This is a genomic window from Pelomonas sp. Root405, from assembly GCF_001425165.1.
Classification (GTDB): domain Bacteria; phylum Pseudomonadota; class Gammaproteobacteria; order Burkholderiales; family Burkholderiaceae_C; genus Pelomonas.
This window is the reverse complement of record NZ_LMDU01000001.1, coordinates 275762-297540: the sequence shown is the minus strand read 5'-3', so window position 1 is coordinate 297540 and position 21779 is coordinate 275762. Positions and strand designations below refer to the sequence as shown.

The window sequence follows — 21779 nt, the reverse complement described above, 5'->3', positions numbered from 1 at the left end:
CCCTTGCAAGCGAGCGATTCGCTCGACGACCTGACCCGGCTGCTGCATGCGGCTTACGCCAGCCTGGCCGCGCGGGGCTGGAACTTCACGGCCGTCGACCAGCCCGTTGAGGTCACGCGGCAGCGGCTGTACGACGCGCAGGCCTTCGTCGCCGTGGCGATGGGGCAGATCGTGGGCACCGTGGCCATCCGCGGCCCGAAACCGGCCGGCGAGACCTACATCGCCGACCCGCCACCGCCGCTCTACACGACGCCCGGCACGGCCATCCTGTCGCAGCTCGGGGTGCATCCCGACTGGCGCGGCCAGCGGGTCGCCGAGCGCTTGATCGACACCGCCGAGACCTGGGCAGCTGCCCAGGGCCTGCACCAGATCGCGCTGGACACCGCCGAGCCCGCCGCCGCACTGCGCAACCGCTACGCCCGCCGCGGCTACGCCGAGGTCGGCGTCGTGCAATGGCAGGGCAAGACCTACCGCTCCGTGCTGATGTGCAAGCCACTGCACGCCGTGCAACCCACACCCGCCTTGCCATGACCACCACCTGCCTGACCGTCTCCATCCACGGGGCTGTTGCCCGCGTCACGCTGAACCGCCCTGAGGTTCGCAATGCATTCAACGAAACGTTGATCGCCGAGCTGACGGGCACGTTCAATGTGCTGGGCGAGCGTGACGACCTGCGCGCCATCGTGCTGGCCGCCGAAGGCAAGGCCTTCTGCGCCGGCGCCGACCTGAACTGGATGAAGGCGATGGCGGGCTACAGCTGGGACGAGAACCACGCCGACGCCAGCAAGCTGGCCGACATGCTGTGGGCCATCTACAGCTGCCCCGTGCCGGTGATCGCACGCGTGCAGGGCGACGTCTATGCCGGTGGCGTGGGCCTGGTGGCCTGCGCGGACGTCGTCGTCGCTGTGGATGCGGCGGGCTTCTGCCTCAGCGAAGCCAAGCTCGGCCTGCTGCCCGCCACCATCGGGCCCTATGTCGTCAAGGCGCTGGGCGAGCAGGCGTCGCGGCGCTACTTCGTGACGGCCGAGCGCTTCAGCGCCACCGATGCCAAGGTGCATGGCCTGGTGCACGAAGTTGTCGCGGCCGACGCGCTGGATGCCAAGGTCGACGAAGTCGTCGCCGCCATCACCGCCAACGGCCCTGCCGCCGTGCGCGCCTGCAAGCAGCTTGTGAAGGACGTGGCCGGCCGCGAGATCACCGCTGCGCTGCGCGACGACACGGCGCGGCGCATTGCTGACATCCGCGCCAGCGCTGAAGGGCGCGAAGGCGTTCAGAGCTTTCTGAACAAGAGCAAGCCGAGCTGGCTGCCGGGCTGAGCCGTGGTCTACCGCTACAGCGTCTCATTGACCCCGACCGGCGCACAGGCCGAGCCGGCCGTGACGCTCGCCCACGTCTACTCGGAGTTCACGCTGGACCTGCCACCCCAATGGCAGCCCCAGCCGAACACGGAGGACAACACGCTGAGCTTTCACGACAGCACGGCGGATGCCGCGCTCATCGTCTCGGTGGACTTCATCCAGACACCGCCCGACCAGCTACAGACCATGGCCGAGCATGTGATCGCCCGTCGCATCGCCGCGATGAGCACAGCCGGCACGGCGCCGGTGCAGGTGCTGCAGCAGCAGATCCGGCCGCACACCAACGGCAAGGCGCTGGAGCTGTCCTTCATCGCAGAGGCCGCAAACGAGCATCTGCAGCTTTGCCTGGGCTACGTCAGCGCGCGCAAGATCATGCACTTCGCCATGTTCTGCGCCCCGGACCGCGCCGCCGCGGTGGCCCTGTTCAACGCCACAGTTTCGCATTTCAAGCCGCGCCTGCCCTGACATCCCATGCCCCAGCTCGACGCCCTCCAGCTGATCGCCCTTGCCGCCGCCCTCGGCTGGGCCAGCGGCCTGCGCCTGTACCTGACCGTGCTGCTGGTCGGCATGGCAGGGCACTGGGGCTGGATCGCGCTGCCGCCCGGCCTGCAGGTGCTGGCCTCGCCGCTGGTCATGGGCTGCGCCGCCGCGCTGGCCTGCGTTGAGTTCCTGGCCGACAAGATCCCGCTCGTCGACAGCGCCTGGGATGCGCTGCACACCTTCATCCGCATCCCCGCCGGTGCGGCGCTGGTGGCCGGGCTGGCCAGCGGCTGGGCGGGTGACCAGGGCCAGGCCTGGACGGTCATCGCCGCCCTGTTCGGCGGCGGCCTGGCCGCAGCGGCGCACACGGCCAAGGCCAGCACGCGCGCGGCCGCCAACACCTCGCCCGAGCCCTTCTCCAACATCGGCCTGTCGCTGGCGGGCGACGTGGCCGTGCCGACGATGCTGTGGCTGGCCTGGGCGCACCCCTTCATCTTCTTCCCGCTGCTGGTGACGGCGCTGGCCGTCATGGCCGTGCTGACCTGGTTCTGCTTCAAGTTTGTGCGAGCGCTCGTGCGCCGCGTGCGACGCCCCGCCTCCGCATGACCTCCCTTCAAGACCGCAGCCGCGCCGCCGTCTGGCACCCCTGCACGCAAATGGCGCGCTTGGCCCAAGTGCCGCCGCTGCCCATCGCCCGCGGCGACGGCCCCTGGCTGTTCGACACCGACGGTCGGCGCTATTTCGACGCCAACTCGTCCTGGTGGGTGAACCTGTTCGGCCACAGCGACAAGCCGCTGCACGACGCCATCAAGGCGCAACTCGACACGCTGCCGCATGTGATGTTGGCCGGCTGCACGCACGAGCCCGCCGTGCGCCTGGCCGAGCGGCTGTCCGCCCGAACGGACGGCGCGCTGGGCCACGCCTTCTTCGGCAGCGATGGCGCCAGCGCCGTCGAGATCGCGCTGAAGCAGAGCTTCCATTCCTTCAAGAACCGCGGCCGGGCCGAGAAGCGCGAGTTCGTCTGCCTGAAGAACAGCTATCACGGCGAGACGCTGGGGGCGCTCAGCGTGACCGACGTGCAGGTCTTCCGCGACGCCTACGACCCGCTGCTGATGCGAGCGCACATCATCGCGTCGCCGGACGGGCGGCTGGGCAACGAGGCCGAGGCGCTCGCCGCGATGCGGATGCTGCTGGCCGATCGCCACGACCATATCGCCGCCGTCATCGTCGAGCCGCTGATCCAGGGCGCGGCCGGCATGGTCATGTATTCGCCGGCCTATCTGAAGGGCTTGCGAGAGCTGACGCGCGAGTTCGGCGTCCACCTGATCGCCGACGAGATCGCCGTGGGCTGCGGGCGCACGGGCTCTTTCTTTGCGTGGGAACAGACGGGCGCGGATTGGCCGGACTTCATCCTGCTGAGCAAGGGCATCACGGGCGGCACGCTGCCGCTGTCGCTGGTGCTGACGACGGACGATGTATTCGCCGCCTTCTGGAGCGAGGACGTCACGCGCGGCTTCCTGCACTCGCACTCCTACACCGGCAACCCGCTGGCCTGCGCGGCGGCCAATGCCGTGCTGGACCGCTTCGACGCCGGCCAGCTCGACGCCAACCGCGTGCAGGCCGAGCGCCTGACCCGCGCCTTTGCACCGTTGGCCCCGCGTGTCACTCATCTGCGCCAACGCGGCATGATCCTGGCCTTCGATGTGCCAGAAGCGCCCCCGCGCTTCGCGGAGGCCTTCCACCTGAAGGCGCGCGAGCACGAACTGCTGATCCGCCCGATCGGATCGACCGTCTACCTGATGCCCCCTTACCTGATCGACGACGCGACCGCGGCCTTTTTGGCCCACGCCGTGACGGCGACGTTGAACGATGTCCTTGCTTGATCACCTGAGCGCCAAGCTCAACGCCATCTCGGCGCAGAGCCTGACCCGCAGCCTGCGCCGCGCCGACAACGGCACCGCGTCGCGTCAACGCATCAACGGCCACGAGCTGCTGATGTTTTGCTCCAACGACTACCTGGGCCTCGCTGCCGAACCGGCCATCGCCGAGGCCATTGCCGAAGGCGCGCGGCGATGGGGCGGCGGCTCGGGTGCCTCGCCGCTGGTCAGCGGCCACAGCGCCGCGCATGAGGCGGTCACCGAGACGCTGGCGCGCTGGTATGCGCCCTACATCCCGCAGGCGCGCGCGCTCGGCTTCTGCACGGGCTACATGGCCAATCTGGCCGTCGTGACGGCGCTCGGCGACGAGCACACCGAGATCTTCTCGGAGCAGCTCAACCACGCTTCGCTGATCGACGCCGCGAGGCTGGCCAAGGCCCAGGTCACCCGTTACGGCCACGCCGACGTGACGGCCTTGCGCGCGCTGCTGGCGGCCAGCACCGCCAAGGTCAAGCTCATCGTCACCGACGCCGTCTTCAGCATGGACGGTGACCTGGCGCCATTGCCCGAGCTGCTGGCGTTGGCCGAGGCCTTCGACGCTTGGCTCATCGTCGACGACGCGCACGGCTTTGGCGTGCTGGGCGAGAAGGGTCGCGGCTCGCTCGAACACTTTGGCCTCTGCAGCGAACGCCTCATCCTCGTCGGTACGCTGGGCAAGGCCGCAGGCCTTTCAGGCGCCTTTGTCGCGGCCCACGCCACCATCGTCGACTACCTGCTGCAGTCGGCACGCAACTTCATCTTCTCAACCGCCTCCCCACCGGCCATCGAGCATGCGCTGCTGACCAGCTTCGAGTTGATCGACGGACCGGTGGGCGTTGCGCGGCGCGCCAACCTCGTCACACTGCAGGCCCGGCTGCGCGACGGCCTGCTGGCGCTGATCGACCAGCATCCGCGCCTGGGCTGGACGATGACCGATTCCGCCACGCCCATCCAGCCATTGATCGTTGGCGGCAATGCCGAAGTGATGGCGCTGGCAACGGCGCTCGAAGCCGCCGGCCTGCGCGTGCCCGGCATTCGCCCGCCGACCGTCGCGGCCGGCACGGCGCGGCTGCGCATCACGCTGTGCGCGACGCACACCCAAGCCGACGTCGACATGCTGCTGGCAGCGCTGGAACGCGCCGCCGCCGCACAGGAGCGGGCCGCATGACGCGGGGCTTCTTCATCACCGGCACCGACACCGAGATCGGCAAGACCTTCGTCACCGCGGCGCTGACGCGGGCGCTGGCCGCTCGCGGCCTCCGCGTGGCGCCGATCAAGTCGCTCGCCGCCGGCCAGGAATTCGTCGACGGCCGATGGGTCAACGAGGACGTCGCCACGCTGCTTGCCGCGCAGAACCTGGACCTGACCGACGCCGAGGTCGGCCCGCTGCAGTTCCGCGAACCCTGCGCGCCCCACATCGCCGCGCGCCTCGAAGGGCGCAGCATCGAGCGCGAACCGCTGCTGGCCGCCATCCGGGCGACCGCTGCCAAGGCCGACATCGCGCTGGTCGAAGGGGTCGGCGGCTTCCGCGTGCCGCTGATCGACAGCTGGGACACCGCCGACCTCGCCGTCGACCTGGCCCTGCCCATCATCCTCGTCGTCGGCCTGCGCCTGGGCTGCATCAACCACGCGCTGCTGACGGCCGAGGCCATCCGCGCACGCGGCCTGACGCTGGCCGCGTGGGTGGCCAACACGGTGGACCCGCACCAAACCCACGTCGCTGACAATCTGGCCTTTCTGCAGGCCGGCCTGAAGGCGCCCTGCCTGGGCCATCTGCCCCGACTGTCCGACCCGCTGGCTGCGCCGGCGAGCCTCGATCTTTCTCCGCTGCTCTGAACATGAACCAGATCCAGACCCTCACCCCGACGACCGACGCCGACCGCCGCCAGGCCAAGCCCTGGACCGTGAGCGAGATCGCGGCGCTGTTCGAGCTGCCCTTCAACGACCTGCTGTTCCGCGCGCAGCAAGTGCACCGCGAGCACTTCGACGCCAACGCGGTGCAGCTGTCCACGCTGCTGTCCATCAAGACGGGCGGTTGCGAGGAAGACTGCGCCTACTGCCCGCAGTCGGCCCACTTCGACACCGGCCTGAAGGCCGAGAAGCTGATCCCGCTGCAGGAGGTGATGGAAGCCGCCCGCGCGGCCAAGCAGAACGGCGCGACACGCTTCTGCATGGGCGCCGCCTGGCGCAGCCCCAAGCCGCGTCATCTGGAGGCCATCGGCGAGATGATTGCCGAGGTCAAGGCGCTCGGACTGGAGACCTGCCTGACCGCCGGCATGCTGGAAGACGGCCAGGCCGAGCAGCTGAAGAGCGCAGGCCTGGACTACTACAACCACAACCTCGACACCGCGCCCGAGTTCTACGGCCAGATCATCACGACGCGCACGTATCAAGACCGCCTGGACACGCTGGAGCGCGTGCGCCAGCAGGGGCTGAAGGTCTGCTCCGGAGGCATCGTCGGCATGGGCGAGACGCGCCGCCAGCGCGCCGGGCTCATCGCGCAGCTCGCCAACCTCGACCCGTACCCAGAGAGCGTGCCTATCAACAACCTCGTGCAGGTGGAAGGCACGCCGCTGGCGGGTGTGGCGCCGCTGGACCCACTGGAGTTCATCCGCACCATCGCCGTCGCCCGCATCACCATGCCGCGCGCCATGGTGCGCCTGTCCGCCGGCCGCGAGGAGATGCCCGAAACCATGCAGGCGCTGTGCTTCCTGGCCGGCGCCAACTCGATGTTCTACGGCGACAAGCTGCTGACGACGAGCAACCCGCAGGCCGAGAAGGACCGCGCCCTGCTGGAGCGGCTGGGGATGCGCTGCTCGACCGAGGCGGCGCTGACGCCGTCCGACGCGGCAGCCAAGGTCGAGGTGTGCCGGGCGCATTGAACGCCTTGCCACCTTGACGACCAAGCGACGCAGCGACCCACAGGTCCGCGACGCGCCCCGATCCTGAATCCACAAGAAGACGGCTGAGGAGATAAACCCATGTTCAAGAAGATCCTGATCGCCAACCGCGGTGAGATCGCCTGCCGTGTTGCCGCGACCGCGCGCCGCCTTGGTATTCAAACAGTGGCTGTCTATTCCGACGCCGACGCGCAAGCCCAGCATGTGCAGGCCTGCGACGAATCCGTCCACATCGGCGGCCCGGCGCCGCGCGACTCCTACCTGCAATGGCAGCGCATCCTCGAAGCCGCCAAGGCGACCGGTGCGCAGGCCGTGCATCCCGGCTACGGCTTCCTCAGCGAGAACGAAGCCTTTGCCCAGGCCTGCGCCGATGCCGGCGTCGCCTTCATCGGCCCGCCGCCGAGCGCCATCCAGGCGATGGGCCTGAAGGCCGAGTCCAAGCGGCTGATGGAAGCCGCCCGGGTGCCGCTGGTGCCGGGCTATCACGGCGCCGATCAGGACCCGACGCTGCTCAAGCGCGAAGCCGAGCGCATCGGTTACCCGGTGCTCATCAAGGCCAGCGCCGGTGGCGGCGGCAAGGGCATGCGCGCGGTCTACAACGCCGACGAGTTCGACGCCGCGCTGGCCTCCTGCAAGCGCGAGGCCATCAACAGCTTTGGCGACGACGCGGTGCTGATCGAGCGCTACGTGCAGAAGCCGCGCCACATCGAGATCCAGGTGTTCGGCGACTCGCACGGCGACTGCGTCTACCTGTTCGAGCGTGATTGCTCCGTGCAGCGCCGCCACCAGAAGGTGCTGGAGGAAGCGCCGGCGCCGGGCATGACGGCCGAGCGCCGCGCGCAGATGGGCGAGGCGGCCGTGGCCGCCGCCAAGGCGGTCGGTTATGTCGGCGCCGGCACGGTCGAGTTCATCGCCGAGCAGGACGGTCGCTTCTATTTCATGGAGATGAACACGCGGCTGCAGGTGGAGCACCCGGTGACGGAGGCGATCACCGGCCAGGACCTGGTCGAGTGGCAGCTGCGCGTGGCCTCCGGCGAGCCGCTGCCGCTGAAGCAACACGAGTTGCGCATGCACGGCCACGCCATCGAGGCCCGCATCTGCGCCGAGAACCCGGACGCCGGCTTCCTGCCCGCGACAGGCAGCCTGGACGTGGCGCGCTGGCCCGCTCATGTGAGCTTCGAGCGCGGCAACGTGCGCATCGACGCCGGCGTGCGCGAGGGCGATGCCATCAGCCCCTACTACGACTCGATGATCGCCAAGCTCATCGTCTGGGGCGAGGACCGCGCCCAGGCGCTGGCCCGGCTGGACCTCGCGCTGCGCGACACCCACATCGTCGGACTGCAGACCAACGTCGCCTTCCTGCGCCGCTGCGCTGCGACGGACTCATTCGCCAACGCCGACCTCGACACCGGCCTGATCGAGCGTGAAAAGGCCGCGCTGTTCGACCAGCCCGGCCTGCCCCTGCGAGTGAGCGCCGCCGCCGTCGTCGCCCACACGCTGGCCGTCGAAGGCGCCACGCAGGGCCGTGACCCGTGGAGCGCCCGCGACGGTTTCCGCCTGTTCGGCTCCGCCACGCGGCGCTTCGACCTGGAAGCTGGCGGCACGCATCACGAGGTGCTGCTGTCCCGCCACCACCGCGGCGGCATGACGCTGACGGTGGAAGGCGAGGCCATCGAGTTCGCCGTGCAGTCCAGCGATGCGGAGACGCACGAACTCTTCCTCGGCACGGCCCGCGTCCGTGTGAAGACCTATGCGCAGGGCGAGCGCGTCGCGGTCTTTGGCGCAAACGGCTCCGCCGTGCTGACCGAGGTCGACCTCATCGCCCACGCCGGCGACGCACCCAGCGAAGGCGGCCGCCTGACCGCGCCCATGCCCGGCAAGCTGATCGCCTTCCTCGCCCAGGCCGGCGACACCGTCACCAAGGGCCAGCCGCTGGCCGTCATGGAGGCGATGAAGATGGAGCACACCATCAGCGCGCCGCGCGACGGGAAGGTGGCGGAGCTGCTGTTCGTGGTGGGCGATCAAGTCGGCGACGGGGCCGAGCTTTTGAAGCTGGAAGCCTGACAATCTGGCCATGCTGCGCACGATGAAAATCACCAACCGCAAGAGCCAGGGCGCCGACGATCTGGCCTTCTGGCGTTCGCGCCCCATGGCTGAACGCATCGCTGCGGTGGAAGCGCTGCGCCAGCAACTATTGCCTCCGCACGAGTCCGGCGATGCTGAACCAAGACTTCAAAGAGTTTGCAGAGTTACTCAACGCACACGGCGTTGAGTACCTGGTTGTCGGCGGCTACGCGTTGGCTGCGCACGGACACCCGCGCTACACCGGCGACATCGATTTTTGGATTCGCCTCGGTCACGACAATGTCCAGCGTTTGCTTGACGCTTTACAGGTGTTTGGCTTTGCTTCACTGGGCCTGAACGTGCATGACTTCGACCACGACACCATCCTCCAGCTTGGTCAGCCCCCTCGGCGCATCGACATCCTGACGGCCATCGACGGTGTGGACTTCGACGCCTGCTTCGAGCGCCGCGAGTCAGCCGTACTGGGCGGCGTGCCGCTCAACGTCATAGGCCTGACGGATTTCATCGCCAACAAGAAGGCCAGCGGCAGACTGAAAGATCAGGTCGATCTGGAAGCCCTGGATCCTCCGCAGCCATAAGCCCGTCATGACCCTTCCCACCAACGTCAAGATCCTCGACGTCGGCCCGCGCGACGGGCTGCAGAACGAGAAGGAGAACGTCGCCACCGAGCACAAGGCGCAGCTCGTGGCGATGCTGCAGGACGCCGGGCTCAAAGAGATCGAGGTCACCAGCTTCGTCAGCCCGAAGTGGGTGCCGCAGATGGGCGACAACACGGCCGTCATGGCGGCCATCGCCCGCCGCGCCGGTGTCCGCTATTCGGTGCTGGTGCCCAACCTCAAGGGGCTGGAGCCGGCGCTGGCCTCAAAGCCCGACGAGATCCTCGTGTTCACGGCGGCCAGCGAGGCGTTCACGCAGAAGAACATCAACTGCTCCATCGCCGAAAGCCTGGAGCGCTTTGCGCCCGTCATCACGGGTGCGCATGCCGCCAGCGTGAAGGTGCGCGCGGCGTTGTCGTGCTCACTGGGTTGCCCCTATGAAGGTGAGATCACCGCCGATCAGGTCGAGCGCGTCGTCAAGCCGCTGCGCGAGCTGGGCGTGGACGCCATCGACATCGCCGACACCATCGGCGTCGGCACGCCGCGCAAGGTGCAGGCCGCGATGGAGCGGGCGCTGAAGCACTTTCCGCTCGCCGAGGTGTCGGGGCACTTCCATGACACCTACGGCCAGGCGCTAAGCAACGTGTACGCGAGCCTGGAGCTGGGCATCCACAGCTTCCACGCCAGCGTGGCCGGGCTGGGCGGATGCCCCTATGCCAAGGGCGCGACGGGCAACGTGGCGACCGAAGACGTCGTGTTCCTGCTGAACGGCCTGGGTATCGAGACCGGCATCGACCTCGACAAGCTGGTCGATGCCGGTGCCTTCATCTCCGGCGTGCTCGGCCGCCCGCCGGTGTCGCGCGTGGCGCGGGCCGTGCTCGCAAAGCGCGTCGGCTAGCCGCGCAGCTCCCACAGCACATTGACGATGCGCCAGCGGCCGTCGGCCTGGGCCAGGTGCATGTAGTCGATCCAGGCCTCGGCATCGACGCGCACGCTGGCGGTGCGGCCGAAGACGTCGAGAATCTTCACGTCGGCGCGCTTGCCCGCCTCTGGCTTGCCGCTGCGAGCGCGCGTGTGCTGCACCAGCGCCATCGCGCCCATGTTGTGCAACTCACCGCGGCCGTCCGGCCCGCGCTTGACGATGCGCTTGGCCAGTTCGGGGTGCAGCGAGCGCTCCATGCGCGCTGCGTCGCCGGCATACCAGCCCTCGATGTAGTCGCGCGCGCAGGTCTCGATGGCCGCCGCCTCGGGCTCGGCGGCGGCAGCCGCCGTGGCAGCCGCCAGCGCGGCGCTGCCCATGAAGATTCGTCTTTGCAAGATGGGCTCCGATCCCGGTGGAACGGCGCGCAGCATCGCAGCAAGGCCATCGGCAGGGAAGTGACTTTCGGCTAGGTGATGCGGTCCAGCGCGTTCTCGATCTGCCCGCGCTCTTGCTCGCTCATGCCACGCCCGGCACGGCGCAGCCGGTCGATGAGGGCGGCGTCCACCGGGCTGGCCTGGCCCAGGCGCTCGGCCACGCGCAGCAGCACCTGCAGGCGCTCGAAGCCGCCCTCCATGCTCTCGGCACTGGCCAGCACACGCTCCAGGCCCGCCGCGCCCAGCCTGGGCCGCTCCAGCAACTGGTTGAGCGCCTCGCGCCGCTCGAAGCTGCCGGAGATGCCGCTGGCGACGCGCGCATAGGCGTCAACCAGCGCGGCCTCGTCGCCTTGCAGCCTGCGTGCGATGGCGCCCAGTGCCTCACGCTTCTCGAAGTCGCCCCGAATGCTGCTGGCGGCCTGCACCGCCGCGCCGAGCACGGCGGGCTGCGGCGTGGCGGCCACCTGCGCCTCGATGGCCGAACGCAGTTCGAAGTCGCCGCCGATGCGGCCCAGCGCGTCACGCCAGGCCGCCAGCACGTCGGGGCTGGTCAACAGCCGCGGGGCGAGCGCGCCCAGGGCCTCGCGGCGCTCGAAGTCGCCGTCGATGCCGCCCGCGGCCTTCAGCCAGGCCAATTGCTGCGGCTCGGCCAGCACCTGGCCGGCAATGGCCTGCAGCGCCTGGCGCCGCTCGAATGCGCCGCCGATGCGGCCGGCCACGGCAATGAGGCGGTCCTGCGCCGCCGCCGGCAACGTCTGATTCAGACGCATCAGCGCCTCCACGCGCTGGCGGCGAGGGAAGTCGTCGCTCGCGCGTTCCATGTCGGCCAGCACGGCATCCACGCCGCCACGCGCAAACAGGCGCTGCGCGCGCACGAGCGGGTCGGCCAGGTGCTCCGCCATGCGTGCCGCGGCGCGGGCCCACCACTGGCGTGCCGCGTCGTCCATCGGCCGACTTTCCTTACCCGGGCGGTAGTCGCGCTGGATGCGGCCCTCGCCCAGGGAGGTCAGCGTCATCTCGTGCGTCACGCCGCCTTCGCGCTCGCGCACCCGCAGCTTGCCGGACAGCGCCTGCACGTCGTCCTCGGCGTCGTTGAAGCTGACGCTGCCGTCCAGCGTGATGGCGAAGCTGCCACCGGGATAGCGGCTGTAGACGCGCTTGGAACCGCTCTTGTTGACGAAGCCGGGCAGGTCGATGGCATCGGCGACACCGCCCAATTCGAGGCGCTCCAGCAGCCCGCCGCCATGGGTGTTGCTGACGACCACGGCCGGCAACGCGACCAGTGCCGCCAGCATGACGGCCACCAGGCCCCAGCGCACACCGCGGCGTTCGCGCGGCGCATCGCCATCGGCCTTCAGCAGGCGGCGCACGCGGGTCAGCAACGGCGAGCCCGCGCTGGCCGCGCCGCAGGCCAAAGCCGGCCCATGACCGGCGCCCTGCAGCTTCAGCGCCTCGGCGCAACGCAGCAGGCTCTGCGCAAGTGCCAGGCGTTGGCCGCCCGGCGCCGCGGCGGCGGCATCGCAAGCCAGCTCGGCCAGCAGGTCCAGGCGCCGCAGCGCAACGCGGTTCAGCACCTGCGGCCACAGCAGGGCCTGCAGGGTCGCAGTCAGCAGCCGCCACGCAGGGTCGCGACGATGCAGGTGGGCCAGCTCATGCCCTAGCACTGCTCTGGCCTCGTCGTCGGGCAGGTCCAGGCACCAGCGCGGCAGGCAGAGCACGCGGCCGGGTGCGATCAGGGGGCTGGCCCAACCGACGCGGGCATGGCGCAGCGCCGGCACCGGCAGGCCCAGGTCGGCGGCCAGCGCCGCGGCGAGGCGGCGCCAGCGCGCATCGGCCAACTCGGGCAGGCGGCGTACCGTGCGGCCCAGCCAGGCCCATTGCAGCGCCAGCGCGGCCAGCATCACCGCCGCACCGACCAGCCACAGCGCGACGAAGCCGATGGCGATGTCCTGCGCCTGCGACACGATGCCCGTCGCCAGCGGCAGCGCGCCCAGTTGCGCCGCGGGTCGCGCTGCAGCAGGCGCCTCGATGAGCGTGGACGTTGCATTGACCGACGTCGGGGCCAGGCCTTGCGCGGCGAATTGCGGCCGTGCGATGTCGGCAGACCAATGCGGCAGCGGCAGCGCCGGCAACAGCGGCAGGCTGGCGCTCAGCAAGCCGCCCAGCAACGCTATGCGCCACAGCGTCTCCTGCGTCGACGTGGCCAGCCTCACCAGCAGACGAGCACGCTCCGCCGCCCACAGGCCGCCGATCAACAAGCTGCTGTGCAGCAGATAGCTGCACAGCCAGGTCAACAGCCCATCGGTCATCGTGTCTCTCCCTTGCGTTGCTTCAGCAGCGCCTGCAGCTCCGCCAGCTCGCTGGCGTCAACCCCCTTCGCATCCAGCAGATGGCTGACCAGCGCGCTGGCGCGGCCGGCGAACAGGCTGTCGACGAGGCTGCCGACCATGGAGCGCTGCACGTCGGCCTGGCTGACTCGCGGCGTGTACAGCAGCGCCCGGCCGTCGCGGCGGCTGCTGAGCAGGCCGCGCTTCTCCAGCCGCGTCAACAAGGTGGCCACCGTCGTGTGGGCCAGGTCGCGCTCGCCGCGCAGCGCCTCGGCCACGTCGGCCGTGCTGGCCTCGCCGCGCGCCCACAACACGCGCATCAGGCTGAGCTGCAGCTCGCTCAGCGACACGTCCCCGCTGCCGGTGTCGTCGTCCATTTCTTGCGTCTTCTACAGTTGTCGTACTACAAATGTAGTTGAACGAACTGCAGTGGCACAAGTGGCTTTCGGCAGGGGTCAGGTGGGTGGGTCTCTGAGCCGCTGGCTGAACCACCACAGATGGCCGTCGGGGTCCACGCAGGCGTAGGTGCGGTCGCACCAGTACTCGGGGCCGTGGTCGCTGTCGGCCGGTTCGTAGGTCACGCGTGCGCCGGCCGCGCGGGCGCGCGCGCAATGGGCGTCGACATCGTCGACATAGAGCATCAGGCTCTGCGTGTTGGCGCCGCCCACGTCGCGCGGGCTGCGGCCGGCGGCGCCGAAACGGGCGTCGCGTTCGGCGCTGCTGTCGGCCACCATGATGACGGCCTCGCCATAGCTGAGTTCGCTGTGCGCGACGCTGCCGCCGGGCCCGTCCACCATGATCCGGACCTCGAAGCCGAAGGCCTGCGCATACCAGGCGATGGCCTCACGCGCGTCGTCGCAGTAAAGCGCCGTTGCCAGGCGCGGCCAGCCGGGTGGGGTGGGTTTCATCGCGGTCTCCGCAGAGCTGGGGTGCGGTTCAATCCTCGCATTCCGACTCCTGCACCGCCACACCATGAACACCGTAGGTTTTGCCAAGCTCGCCGCGTGCCTGCTCGCGCTGCTGAGCGCCCTGCCCAGCCATGCCCAGGAAACGCCCGCCGCCTACGACGCCGCCAAGGCCCAGGCCTGGGGCGCCAGCGACCAGGGCCTGCGGTCCTACGTGTTCGTGCTGCTCAAGACCGGCCCCAAGCCGATGGCCGCAGGCCCGGCCCGCGACGAGATGTTCAAGGGCCATTTCGCCAACATGACGCGTCTGGCCAAGGAAGGGCTGCTGGTGTATGCCGGCCCGCTGGACGGCAAGGAGGGCCTGCGCGGGCTGTTCATCCTGGCGACGTCCGACATGGACGCCGCACGCAAGGCGGTGGACACCGACCCCGTCATCGTCAATGGTGAGATGGTGGCTGACCTGCACCGCCATATGGGCTCGGCGGCGCTGCTGGCGGTCAACGAGTGGCATCCGCGGCTGGTGAAGCCCAAGCCATGAAGCCCTGGGCGCGCCCAGTCCGTCAGCCGCGCTTGAGCACCTTGGCCACCGGATTCGGCCGCAGCCTGAACGCATCCGGCATGCCCGAGCCCAGCAGCGGGCGCAGGTAGAGGCGGAAGGCGTCGGTCACGTCGGTGCCGCTGTCGGTGATGAAGTGGTCTTCCATCGTGCGCGTCTTGCCGGCCACGTCGGTCAGCGGCAGCAGCGCGTAGTCGACCGAGTAGTAGCCGACGCGCTTGATGGCGACGGAGCCGTCGCGGTCGCCGTGGAAGGCGTATTGAACGGCCTTCTCGCCGACCTCGCGGGCCTCGCGCTGGTCCACGTCGCTGACACAGCCAAGGAAGCTGCGCTGCAGGTAGCCGAAGGTGTCGCCACGCACGCGCTTGATGCCGAGCTTGGTCTTGATTTCCTCGCACAGCAGGTCCGCCAGCGCGCCGGTGCCGCTGAGCTGCACATTGCCATGCGCGTCGCGCTCCAGGTCGCCGGCCAGCTTGGACAGCATGGGCGTGCCGCTCGCGTCGTGGATGCCCTCGCTGACGGCGATGACGCAGCGGCCGTAGCGCTCGTAGGTGGCCTTCACGTCACGCAGGAATTGCTCGGTGTCGAAGTGGCGCTCGGGCAGGTAGATGAGGTGCGGGCCGTCGTCGTCGAACTTTTTTCCCAGGGCCGCAGCGGCCGTCAGGAAGCCGGCGTGGCGGCCCATGACGACGCCGACGTAGATGCCGGGCAGCGCCGCGTTGTCGAGGTTGGCGCCGGCAAAGGCTTGGGCGACAAAGCGCGCGGCGGAGGCATAGCCGGGCGTGTGGTCGTTGCCCACCAGGTCGTTGTCGATGGTCTTGGGGATGTGGATGCAGCGCAGCGGATAGCCTGCGGCCTGCGCCTCTTCAGAGACGATGCGCACGGTGTCGGACGAGTCGTTGCCGCCGATGTAGAAGAAGTGCGTGATGCCATGCGCCTTCAGCACCGTGAAGATCTCGTGGCAGTAGGCGGCATCGGGCTTGTCGCGCGTGGAGCCCAGCGCCGACGATGGCGTGCTGGCCACCAGCTCCAGGTTGTGGCTGGTCTCCTGCGTGAGGTCGACGAAGTCCTCGTTGACGATGCCGCGCACGCCGTGTCGCGCCCCATAGACCTTGCCCACCCCCGCCTGGCGGCGCGCCTCGAGCACGACGCCGACGAGGCTCTGGTTGATGACGGCCGTGGGGCCGCCACCCTGGGCGACGAGGATCTTGGCGAGACTCATGAACGCTCCTGGCAGTCGAAAGGACGGCGGAGTTTAGGACTCCACCGCGACGACGCAATCAGGGCTTCAGTGGTCTTTGTGGGCCGAGCGCCGGGCCGCTCCCAAGCCGGCCCGTCTGGCGATGTGCGCGCGGCTCAATGCCGCAAGCATCGCCGTCCCCTCGGGGACCGGCTGGGTGCGCCCGCGTTCAGCGCGGCGTGACCAGACGAGGGGTTTCAGGTTCTTGCCATGAATGTTTCGAGCTGATCGGCCGGCATGGGCCTGGCGAACAGCCAGCCCTGGCCTTCGTGGCAGCCCAGGCCGATCAGGTACTGGCGCTGTTCCTCGGTCTCGATGCCTTCCGCAATGACGGTCAGGCCCAGGCCGCGACCCAGGTTGATGACCATCTGCGCGATGGTCGAGCCGGCGGAAGAGGCCTGCGCCTCCTGCACGAAGGCGCGGTCGATCTTGAGGCGGTCCACCTGCAACTGGCGCAACTGGCTGAGCGAGGAGAAGCCGGTGCCGAAGTCGTCGATGGCGACGCTGAAACCCAGGCGCTTGATGTCGGCCAGCACGCGCAGCACGAGGTCGGCATCCTCCATGGCCATCGACTCGGTGATCTCGAGTTCGATGTTCTCGCCGACAACGCTGCAGTCGCCCAAGGAGCGGTCCAGCATGTCGATGAAGCCGGGGTGGCGGAACTGCGCCATCGACACATTGACAGCCATGCGGAAGTCGGCATGGCCCAGCGCCTGCATCTTCTTGAGCTGGGCGCAAGCCGTGCGCATGACGAACTCGCCGATGGGAATGATCAAGCCACTCTGCTCGGCCAGCGGGATGAACTGGTCGGGCGGGATGAAGCGGCCGTCGAGCGTCTTCCAACGCAGCAGCGCCTCGGCGCCGATGACGCGGCCGGTGCTGAGCTCGACCTGCGGCTGGTAGACGACGAAAAGATGGCTCTCCTCGAAACCCGTGCGCAGGCCCTTGAGCAGCTTGAAGCGCTCGCGCGCATCGCTGCCCATGGCGGCCGAGAAATACTGAGATGAGCCGCGCTGCTGCTGCTTGGCGCGTTTGAGCGCGATCTGCGCATCAAGCAGCAGTTCGGAGCCGACGGCCTTGGATTCGCCCAGCCGAACTAGGCCGGTGGTGGCCGACAGCTGCAGGCGCTCACCCGCGACCATGAAGGGCTCGGCAAAGACGCCGCTGACGGTCTCGGGACACACCTTGGCGTGTTCCCCGAGCACGCCGAAGGTGTCGGCGCCGACGCGGGCCATCGCGGTGTTCAGGCCCAGCATCTCGCTCATGCGATGCACCACGGCCTGCAGGACCTGGTCACCGAAGTGGTGGCCGAAGGCGTCGTTGATGTCCGAGAAGTCGTCGATGTCGATCAGCGCGAGCGTGACGCCGGCCGGGTCCTTCAGGTTCTTGTCGAGCAGTTCGACGAAGCGGTTGCGATTCGGCAGGCGCAGCAACGGGTCGTTGTAGGCTTGGTCCAGCAGTTGGCTGTACAGCACCACGTTCTCGAAGCCGACGGCGATGTTGGAGCAGAAGGCGCGCAGCAGTTGCTGGTCGAGCTCGTCCAACTGGCGACCGACGTCCACCAACGCCGCCATCGCGCGGCCCTGGCCCATGCCGAAGTAGAGGACGGTGCCGTCGTCGTAGAGGTTGCGCTCCTCCTGCAGGCAGCGCTCTAGCCGGTCACGCACGGTGGCAATCTTGACCTGGGCCAGCGGTCGGTCGATCAGGCCGCTGTACTGGCCTGCGGCCGCAACGATGCGGACCTCGTCGCCGGTCTCGCCGCCCACCTGGGCGCAGACCAGGCCCTCGGGCAGGATGCCCAGCAGCGCGCAGAGCTGGGTGACGACGCCTTCAGCAAAGCGCGACAGCCCGCGCATGCGCGACAGCGACGTGCTGCTCTCGACGATCATCTCCAGCCCGCGGCGGTTGGCTTCCAGCGCGCAGATCTGGCGGTAAGAGCGCACGGCCGCGGTGAGCACCGTGTACAGGCGCGTGCGCGTCAGCTCGGACTTGGTCTTGTAGTCGTTGATGTCATAGGCCTGCACCGTCTCGATCTCGGGCGCATAGCCAGGCTGCCCGGTGCGCAGCACGATGCGCACAGCGTTCATGCGCAACTCGTCGCGGATGTGGCGCACCAGTTGCAGGCCGGCGTCCTCGCTCTCCATGACGACATCGAGCAGCACGACGGCGAGGTCTTCTTCGCTGGCCAGCAGCTGTCGGGCCTGTGCGGCGGAGCTGGCGTGCAGGAAGACCAGGGGCTGGCCTTCGACGGTCAGGCCTTGCATGGCCAGCTCGGTGGCCTTGTGGACGTCGCCGTCGTCGTCGACGATGAGGATGCGCCAGGGACGATCCTGCGGGCGGTGTTCGCCTTCAGCGTGCTCGGGCTCGTCGAGCAATTCGAGCAGATCGTCGTCTGCGGCGGGCGTTTCTTGCATGGGGGCGAGGACTCCGGGCACGGGCGCCAGCCAGGGCAGCGGCAGCCTCGTCGGTCAAGAGCCGCAAGCGTAGTGCATCCGCGCAGGGGCTGCCACGAAAAGCGCGGGCAAATGTCCCGCAGTTCGCGTCAACGCTTACCGGGTTTGCCCGGACGCGCGGCGGGGGTGCGCGCCGCGCCCGTGACGCGCGGCGGAAGGCCGGTGTGCTGGGTCAAGAGCTGGCCCTTGCGCGGCGCCGATGCCGGCGTGGCGGCCGGCTTGACGACGGTGGAATTCTTGCGGCGCGCGCTGTCGTAACTGCCGTCGGTCAGCGGCTGGTAGCTCGGGATCAGGTGGTGCTTGCCATTGCCGATCAGGTCGGCGCGGCCCATGGCCTTGAGCGCCTCGCGCAGCAGCGGCCAGTTGTTGGCATCGTGATAGCGCAGGAAGGCCTTGTGCAAGCGCCGGCGGCGCTCGCCGCGCACGATGTCGACCTTCTCGCCGCGGGCCTCGTCGCGGCTGATGCCCTTGAGCGGGTTAAGCCCCGAGTGGTACATCGCCGTGGCCGTGGCCATCGGGCTGGGGTAGAAGGTTTGCACCTGGTCGGCGCGGAAGCCGTTCTTCTTCAGCCAGACGGCGAGGTTCATCATGTCCTCATCGCTGGTGCCAGGGTGTGCTGCGATGAAGTAGGGGATCAGGTATTGCTTCTTGCCGGCCGCCGCACTGGCCGCCTCGAACATCTGCTTGAAGCGGTCATAGCTGCCGATGCCCGGCTTCATCATCTTGGACAGCGGGCCGCCCTCGGTGTGCTCGGGCGCGATCTTCAGGTAGCCGCCGACGTGGTGCGTGACCAGCTCCTTCACGTACTCCGGCGACTGCACGGCCAGGTCGTAGCGCAGGCCGGAGCCGATCAGGATCTTCTTGACGCCCGGCAGCGCGCGGGCGCGGCGGTACATCTTGATCAGCGGGTCGTGGCTGGTGTTGAGGTTCGGGCAGATGCCGGGGTAGACGCAGCTGGGCTTGCGGCAGGCGGCCTCGATCTCAGGCGACTTGCAGCCGATGCGGTACATGTTGGCCGTGGGGCCGCCCAGGTCCGACACGATGCCGGTGAAGCCCTTGACCTTGTCGCGCATCTCCTCGATCTCGCGGATCACGGAGTCTTCGCTGCGGCTCTGGATGATGCGGCCCTCGTGCTCGGTGATCGAACAGAAGGTGCAGCCGCCGAAGCAGCCACGCATGATGTTGACGCTGAAGCGGATCATTTCCCACGCGGGGATCTTGGTCGCGCCGTCGTGGCTGCCGGCCTCATCCGCATAGCTCGGGTGCGGGGCACGCGCATACGGCAGGTCGAAGACGTGGTCCATCTCCGGCGTCGTCAGCGGGATGGGCGGCGGGTTGATCCAGAGGTCGCGCTCGCCATGGCGCTGCACCAGCGCGCGGGCGTTGCCGGGGTTGGTTTCCAGGTGCAGCACGCGGTTGGCGTGGGCGTAGAGCACCGGGTCACTCTTGACCTGCTCGTAGGCCGGCAGTCGCACGACGGTGTGGTCGCGCGGCGGCATCTGGATGCGGCCGATCTTGTGGATGGTGATCGGCTTGGGCGCGTCGGGCTCAGCGGTCTCGCAGACCTTGTCATCGACGATCTGGTAAGGGCTGATGAGGTTGTCGATGCGGCCGGGGCGGTCCACTTCGGTCGAGTCCAGTTCGAACCAGCCGTCCGCCGTCGGGTCGTCGGTGCGGCGCATGAACGCCGTGCCACGCACGTCGGTCAGCGCCTCGATGGGCTCGCGGCGCGCCAGGCGGTGGGCGATCTCGATGATGGCGCGCTCGGCGTTGCCGTAGACCAGCAGGTCGGCCTTGGCGTCCACCAACACGGAGCGGCGCACCTTGTCCTGCCAATAGTCGTAGTGGGCGATGCGGCGCAGCGAGGCCTCGATGCCGCCGATGACGACGGGCACGTCCTTGAAGGCTTCCTGGCAGCGCTGGGTGTAGACCAGCGTCGCGCGGTCGGGGCGCTTGCCGCCTTCGCCGCCCGGCGTGTAGGCATCGTCGCTGCGGATTTTTCGATCAGCCGTGTAGCGGTTGATCATCGAATCCATGTTGCCGGCCGCGACACCGAAGAACAGGTTGGGCTTGCCCAACGCCTTGAAGGCGTCGGCGCTCTGCCAGTCCGGCTGCGCAATGATGCCGACGCGAAAGCCCTGGGCCTCCAACGTGCGGCCGATGACGGCCATGCCGAAGCTGGGATGGTCGACGTAGGCGTCGCCCGTGACGATGATGATGTCGCAACTGTCCCAGCCGAGTTGCTCCATCTCCGCCCGGGACATGGGCAGGAAGGGCGCAGGGCCGAAGCGCTTGGCCCAGAACGGGCGGTAAGCGGTCAGCGCCTTGGGCGGAAGGGGTAAGGCAGACATAGCAGCGATTGTCGTTGGGCGCGCCCAAAAAGCACAAAGCCCGCGCAGTGCGCGGGCTTGACTCAACGGCCGAAGCCGTGAGGATTACAGCGAACGGATGTTCGCGGCTTGCAGGCCCTTGGGGCCCTGCTTCACTTCGAATTCGACCTGGGCGCCTTCGGCCAGGGTGCGGAAGCCGCCGTTGTTCTTGATTTCGCTGTGGTGGGCGAACAAGTCCTTGCTGCCGTCGGCCGGCGTGATGAAGCCGAAGCCCTTGCCGTCGTCAAACCATTTGACAGTGCCGGTTTGGAGGGTGCTCATGGAATTTCCTTACTGTGTGTCGTGCTGCGTGGCCCGCCCCAGAGCGGCTGCGGAGTTCACAACGACGTTCAGGAAACAAGACCAACAAAAAGGCGCCGGAATTCGGCGCCGACGCGGATTCTAGTTCAGGCCGCCATCAACGGCTTGATCGTTACAGCGATGCTGCGGCTTCGCGGCCCGCTGACGTCCACGCGGCTCTCCTCGAAGACGGCACAGGCGCAGTCCCGGCAAGCGCCACAGGCCGTTGCCACGCGCAGGTCGTCCTGCAAGGCCTCAAAGCTCGGGCAACCGCTGGACGCGGCAATCGCGATGTCTCGGTCGGAGACGCGGTGGCAGACGCAAACAATCATGGATGCAGAGTCTAATGCGAATCGATCTCATTAGCAAAAAGACTGGTTTTGCTGGGGGGCTTTCGCTGGGGATACTCCGGCTCAATTTCACGAATCGGAGTTCCCCATGAAAGGCGACGCCCAGGTCCTCGTCCACCTGAACCAGCAACTCAAGCTGGAGCTGACCGCCATCAACCAGTACTTTTTGCATGCCCGCATGCTGAAGAACTGGGGTCTGCTGAAGATGGCCAAGCACGAATACGAAGAGTCCATCGAGGAGATGAAGCACGCTGACAAGCTCATCGAGCGCGTGCTGACGCTTGACGGCCTGCCCAACCTGCAGGACCTCGGCAAGATCTACATCGGCGAGAACGCCGTCGAGACGATGCGCTGCGACCTCATCATCGAGAAGGCCTCGCATGTGCACCTGAAGGAAGCCGTCGCTTACTGCGAAAGCGTGCGCGACTACGTGTCACGCGAGCTGTTCGTACAGATCTTGGAAGACACCGAGGAGCACATCGACCACCTCGAAACCCAGCTGGAGCTGGTCAACGCGGTCGGCGAGCAGAACTATCTGCAATCGCAAATGGGCGAGGCCAGCTGATCAGCCGACAACCCGCGTCACCG

23 protein-coding genes are annotated in these 21779 nt (G+C 68.4%); 14 read left to right on the top strand and 9 right to left on the bottom strand.

Annotated features, from left to right (window positions below):
- Positions 1-3 precede the first annotated feature (3 nt).
- From ASC81_RS01390 to ASC81_RS01340, 12 genes are all read left to right on the top strand, one after another.
- Entirely contained in the window at positions 4-531 is a 528-nt protein-coding gene (locus ASC81_RS01390; protein ID WP_235533537.1) for a GNAT family N-acetyltransferase, read from the top strand.
- Entirely contained in the window at positions 528-1316 is a 789-nt protein-coding gene (locus tag ASC81_RS01385) for an enoyl-CoA hydratase/isomerase family protein (protein ID WP_056261735.1), read from the top strand. Before ASC81_RS01390 ends, ASC81_RS01385 begins: the two co-directional genes overlap by 4 nt.
- Positions 1317-1376: 60 nt before the next feature.
- On the top strand, positions 1377-1823 hold the full coding sequence (locus ASC81_RS01380) for a hypothetical protein (RefSeq protein ID WP_156391640.1): 447 nt from the start codon (positions 1377-1379) through the stop codon (positions 1821-1823).
- Between the two features lie 6 nt (positions 1824-1829).
- Positions 1830-2444, top strand: a complete 615-nt coding sequence (locus ASC81_RS01375) for a DUF4126 domain-containing protein (RefSeq protein ID WP_056261729.1) — start codon at positions 1830-1832, stop codon at positions 2442-2444.
- The gene (gene bioA / locus ASC81_RS01370) at positions 2441-3721 is read left to right on the top strand and encodes an adenosylmethionine--8-amino-7-oxononanoate transaminase (RefSeq protein WP_056261726.1); all 1281 of its coding nucleotides are present in this window, start codon (positions 2441-2443) and stop codon (positions 3719-3721) included. Before ASC81_RS01375 ends, bioA begins: the two co-directional genes overlap by 4 nt.
- Positions 3708-4922, top strand: a complete 1215-nt coding sequence (bioF, locus tag ASC81_RS01365) for an 8-amino-7-oxononanoate synthase (RefSeq protein ID WP_056261724.1) — start codon at positions 3708-3710, stop codon at positions 4920-4922. Before bioA ends, bioF begins: the two co-directional genes overlap by 14 nt.
- On the top strand, positions 4919-5590 hold the full coding sequence (gene bioD, locus ASC81_RS01360; RefSeq protein WP_056261721.1) for a dethiobiotin synthase: 672 nt from the start codon (positions 4919-4921) through the stop codon (positions 5588-5590). Before bioF ends, bioD begins: the two co-directional genes overlap by 4 nt.
- A 2-nt stretch (positions 5591-5592) precedes the next feature.
- Complete coding sequence (gene bioB, locus ASC81_RS01355; protein ID WP_056261718.1) at positions 5593-6636, top strand: biotin synthase BioB; 1044 nt, start codon at positions 5593-5595, stop codon at positions 6634-6636.
- A 99-nt stretch (positions 6637-6735) separates the two neighbouring features.
- Positions 6736-8718: an acetyl/propionyl/methylcrotonyl-CoA carboxylase subunit alpha gene (locus tag ASC81_RS01350; protein WP_056261715.1), complete on the top strand. Its 1983-nt coding sequence runs from the start codon at positions 6736-6738 to the stop codon at positions 8716-8718.
- A gap of 10 nt (positions 8719-8728) precedes the next feature.
- Entirely contained in the window at positions 8729-8926 is a 198-nt protein-coding gene (locus ASC81_RS27325) for a hypothetical protein (RefSeq protein WP_162245842.1), read from the top strand.
- Positions 8871-9317: a nucleotidyltransferase gene (locus ASC81_RS01345; protein ID WP_056261713.1), complete on the top strand. Its 447-nt coding sequence runs from the start codon at positions 8871-8873 to the stop codon at positions 9315-9317. Before ASC81_RS27325 ends, ASC81_RS01345 begins: the two co-directional genes overlap by 56 nt.
- A 7-nt stretch (positions 9318-9324) precedes the next feature.
- A complete protein-coding gene (locus tag ASC81_RS01340) occupies positions 9325-10233 on the top strand; it encodes a hydroxymethylglutaryl-CoA lyase (protein ID WP_056261710.1) in 909 nt (302 codons plus the stop codon).
- Here the strand turns inward: ASC81_RS01340 and ASC81_RS01335 are convergent.
- From ASC81_RS01335 to ASC81_RS01320, 4 genes are all read right to left on the bottom strand, one after another.
- Positions 10230-10652, bottom strand: coding sequence for a nuclear transport factor 2 family protein (locus tag ASC81_RS01335; protein ID WP_162245841.1), 423 nt, complete (start codon positions 10650-10652; stop codon positions 10230-10232). The genes ASC81_RS01340 and ASC81_RS01335 overlap by 4 nt on opposite strands.
- Positions 10653-10723: 71 nt before the next feature.
- On the bottom strand, positions 10724-13000 hold the full coding sequence (locus ASC81_RS01330; RefSeq protein WP_056261704.1) for a M56 family metallopeptidase: 2277 nt from the start codon (positions 12998-13000) through the stop codon (positions 10724-10726).
- The gene (locus ASC81_RS01325; RefSeq protein ID WP_056261701.1) at positions 12997-13395 is read right to left on the bottom strand and encodes a BlaI/MecI/CopY family transcriptional regulator; all 399 of its coding nucleotides are present in this window, start codon (positions 13393-13395) and stop codon (positions 12997-12999) included. The genes ASC81_RS01330 and ASC81_RS01325 overlap by 4 nt, the downstream gene beginning before the upstream one ends.
- Before the next feature lie 78 nt (positions 13396-13473).
- The gene (locus ASC81_RS01320; RefSeq protein ID WP_056261698.1) at positions 13474-13926 is read right to left on the bottom strand and encodes a glyoxalase/bleomycin resistance/extradiol dioxygenase family protein; all 453 of its coding nucleotides are present in this window, start codon (positions 13924-13926) and stop codon (positions 13474-13476) included.
- A 64-nt stretch (positions 13927-13990) separates the two neighbouring features.
- Here ASC81_RS01320 and ASC81_RS01315 point away from each other — a divergent pair, with 64 nt between their 5' ends.
- Positions 13991-14461, top strand: a complete 471-nt coding sequence (locus tag ASC81_RS01315; RefSeq protein ID WP_056261695.1) for a YciI family protein — start codon at positions 13991-13993, stop codon at positions 14459-14461.
- Between the two features lie 22 nt (positions 14462-14483).
- Here ASC81_RS01315 and ASC81_RS01310 read toward each other — a convergent pair whose 3' ends face one another.
- The 5 genes from ASC81_RS01310 to ASC81_RS01290 form a co-directional block, all read right to left on the bottom strand.
- Positions 14484-15701, bottom strand: coding sequence for a 6-phosphofructokinase (locus tag ASC81_RS01310; protein ID WP_056261693.1), 1218 nt, complete (start codon positions 15699-15701; stop codon positions 14484-14486).
- A gap of 215 nt (positions 15702-15916) precedes the next feature.
- Positions 15917-18133 carry a bifunctional diguanylate cyclase/phosphodiesterase gene (locus ASC81_RS01305; RefSeq protein WP_056261689.1) on the bottom strand — a complete coding sequence of 739 codons (2217 nt, stop codon included), beginning with the start codon at positions 18131-18133 and terminating at the stop codon, positions 15917-15919.
- Positions 18134-18261: 128 nt separating this feature from the next.
- On the bottom strand, positions 18262-20523 hold the full coding sequence (locus tag ASC81_RS01300) for a YgiQ family radical SAM protein (protein WP_056261686.1): 2262 nt from the start codon (positions 20521-20523) through the stop codon (positions 18262-18264).
- 84 nt (positions 20524-20607) lie between these two features.
- The gene (locus ASC81_RS01295) at positions 20608-20823 is read right to left on the bottom strand and encodes a cold-shock protein (RefSeq protein WP_056205145.1); all 216 of its coding nucleotides are present in this window, start codon (positions 20821-20823) and stop codon (positions 20608-20610) included.
- A gap of 125 nt (positions 20824-20948) precedes the next feature.
- Positions 20949-21173, bottom strand: coding sequence for a bacterioferritin-associated ferredoxin (locus ASC81_RS01290; protein ID WP_082536168.1), 225 nt, complete (start codon positions 21171-21173; stop codon positions 20949-20951).
- Positions 21174-21279: 106 nt separating this feature from the next.
- On the opposite strand from ASC81_RS01290, the gene bfr reads away from it, so the two are divergent.
- A complete protein-coding gene (gene bfr, locus ASC81_RS01285) occupies positions 21280-21756 on the top strand; it encodes a bacterioferritin (RefSeq protein WP_056261683.1) in 477 nt (158 codons plus the stop codon).
- The last annotated feature ends 23 nt before the right edge of the window (positions 21757-21779 follow it).

Coding starts and splice junctions, on each gene's coding strand:
- ASC81_RS01385 (WP_056261735.1), top strand. CDS start 528: ATGACCACCACCTGCCTGACCGTCTCCATCCACGGGGCTGTTGCCCGC.
- ASC81_RS01375 (WP_056261729.1), top strand. CDS start 1,830: ATGCCCCAGCTCGACGCCCTCCAGCTGATCGCCCTTGCCGCCGCCCTC.
- bioA (WP_056261726.1), top strand. CDS start 2,441: ATGACCTCCCTTCAAGACCGCAGCCGCGCCGCCGTCTGGCACCCCTGC.
- bioF (WP_056261724.1), top strand. CDS start 3,708: ATGTCCTTGCTTGATCACCTGAGCGCCAAGCTCAACGCCATCTCGGCG.
- bioD (WP_056261721.1), top strand. CDS start 4,919: ATGACGCGGGGCTTCTTCATCACCGGCACCGACACCGAGATCGGCAAG.
- bioB (WP_056261718.1), top strand. CDS start 5,593: ATGAACCAGATCCAGACCCTCACCCCGACGACCGACGCCGACCGCCGC.
- ASC81_RS01350 (WP_056261715.1), top strand. CDS start 6,736: ATGTTCAAGAAGATCCTGATCGCCAACCGCGGTGAGATCGCCTGCCGT.
- ASC81_RS27325 (WP_162245842.1), top strand. CDS start 8,729: ATGCTGCGCACGATGAAAATCACCAACCGCAAGAGCCAGGGCGCCGAC.
- ASC81_RS01345 (WP_056261713.1), top strand. CDS start 8,871: ATGCTGAACCAAGACTTCAAAGAGTTTGCAGAGTTACTCAACGCACAC.
- ASC81_RS01340 (WP_056261710.1), top strand. CDS start 9,325: ATGACCCTTCCCACCAACGTCAAGATCCTCGACGTCGGCCCGCGCGAC.
- ASC81_RS01330 (WP_056261704.1), bottom strand. CDS start 13,000: ATGACCGATGGGCTGTTGACCTGGCTGTGCAGCTATCTGCTGCACAGC.
- ASC81_RS01325 (WP_056261701.1), bottom strand. CDS start 13,395: ATGGACGACGACACCGGCAGCGGGGACGTGTCGCTGAGCGAGCTGCAG.
- ASC81_RS01320 (WP_056261698.1), bottom strand. CDS start 13,926: ATGAAACCCACCCCACCCGGCTGGCCGCGCCTGGCAACGGCGCTTTAC.
- ASC81_RS01315 (WP_056261695.1), top strand. CDS start 13,991: ATGAACACCGTAGGTTTTGCCAAGCTCGCCGCGTGCCTGCTCGCGCTG.
- ASC81_RS01310 (WP_056261693.1), bottom strand. CDS start 15,701: ATGAGTCTCGCCAAGATCCTCGTCGCCCAGGGTGGCGGCCCCACGGCC.
- ASC81_RS01305 (WP_056261689.1), bottom strand. CDS start 18,133: ATGCAAGAAACGCCCGCCGCAGACGACGATCTGCTCGAATTGCTCGAC.
- ASC81_RS01300 (WP_056261686.1), bottom strand. CDS start 20,523: ATGTCTGCCTTACCCCTTCCGCCCAAGGCGCTGACCGCTTACCGCCCG.
- ASC81_RS01295 (WP_056205145.1), bottom strand. CDS start 20,823: ATGAGCACCCTCCAAACCGGCACTGTCAAATGGTTTGACGACGGCAAG.
- ASC81_RS01290 (WP_082536168.1), bottom strand. CDS start 21,173: ATGATTGTTTGCGTCTGCCACCGCGTCTCCGACCGAGACATCGCGATT.
- bfr (WP_056261683.1), top strand. CDS start 21,280: ATGAAAGGCGACGCCCAGGTCCTCGTCCACCTGAACCAGCAACTCAAG.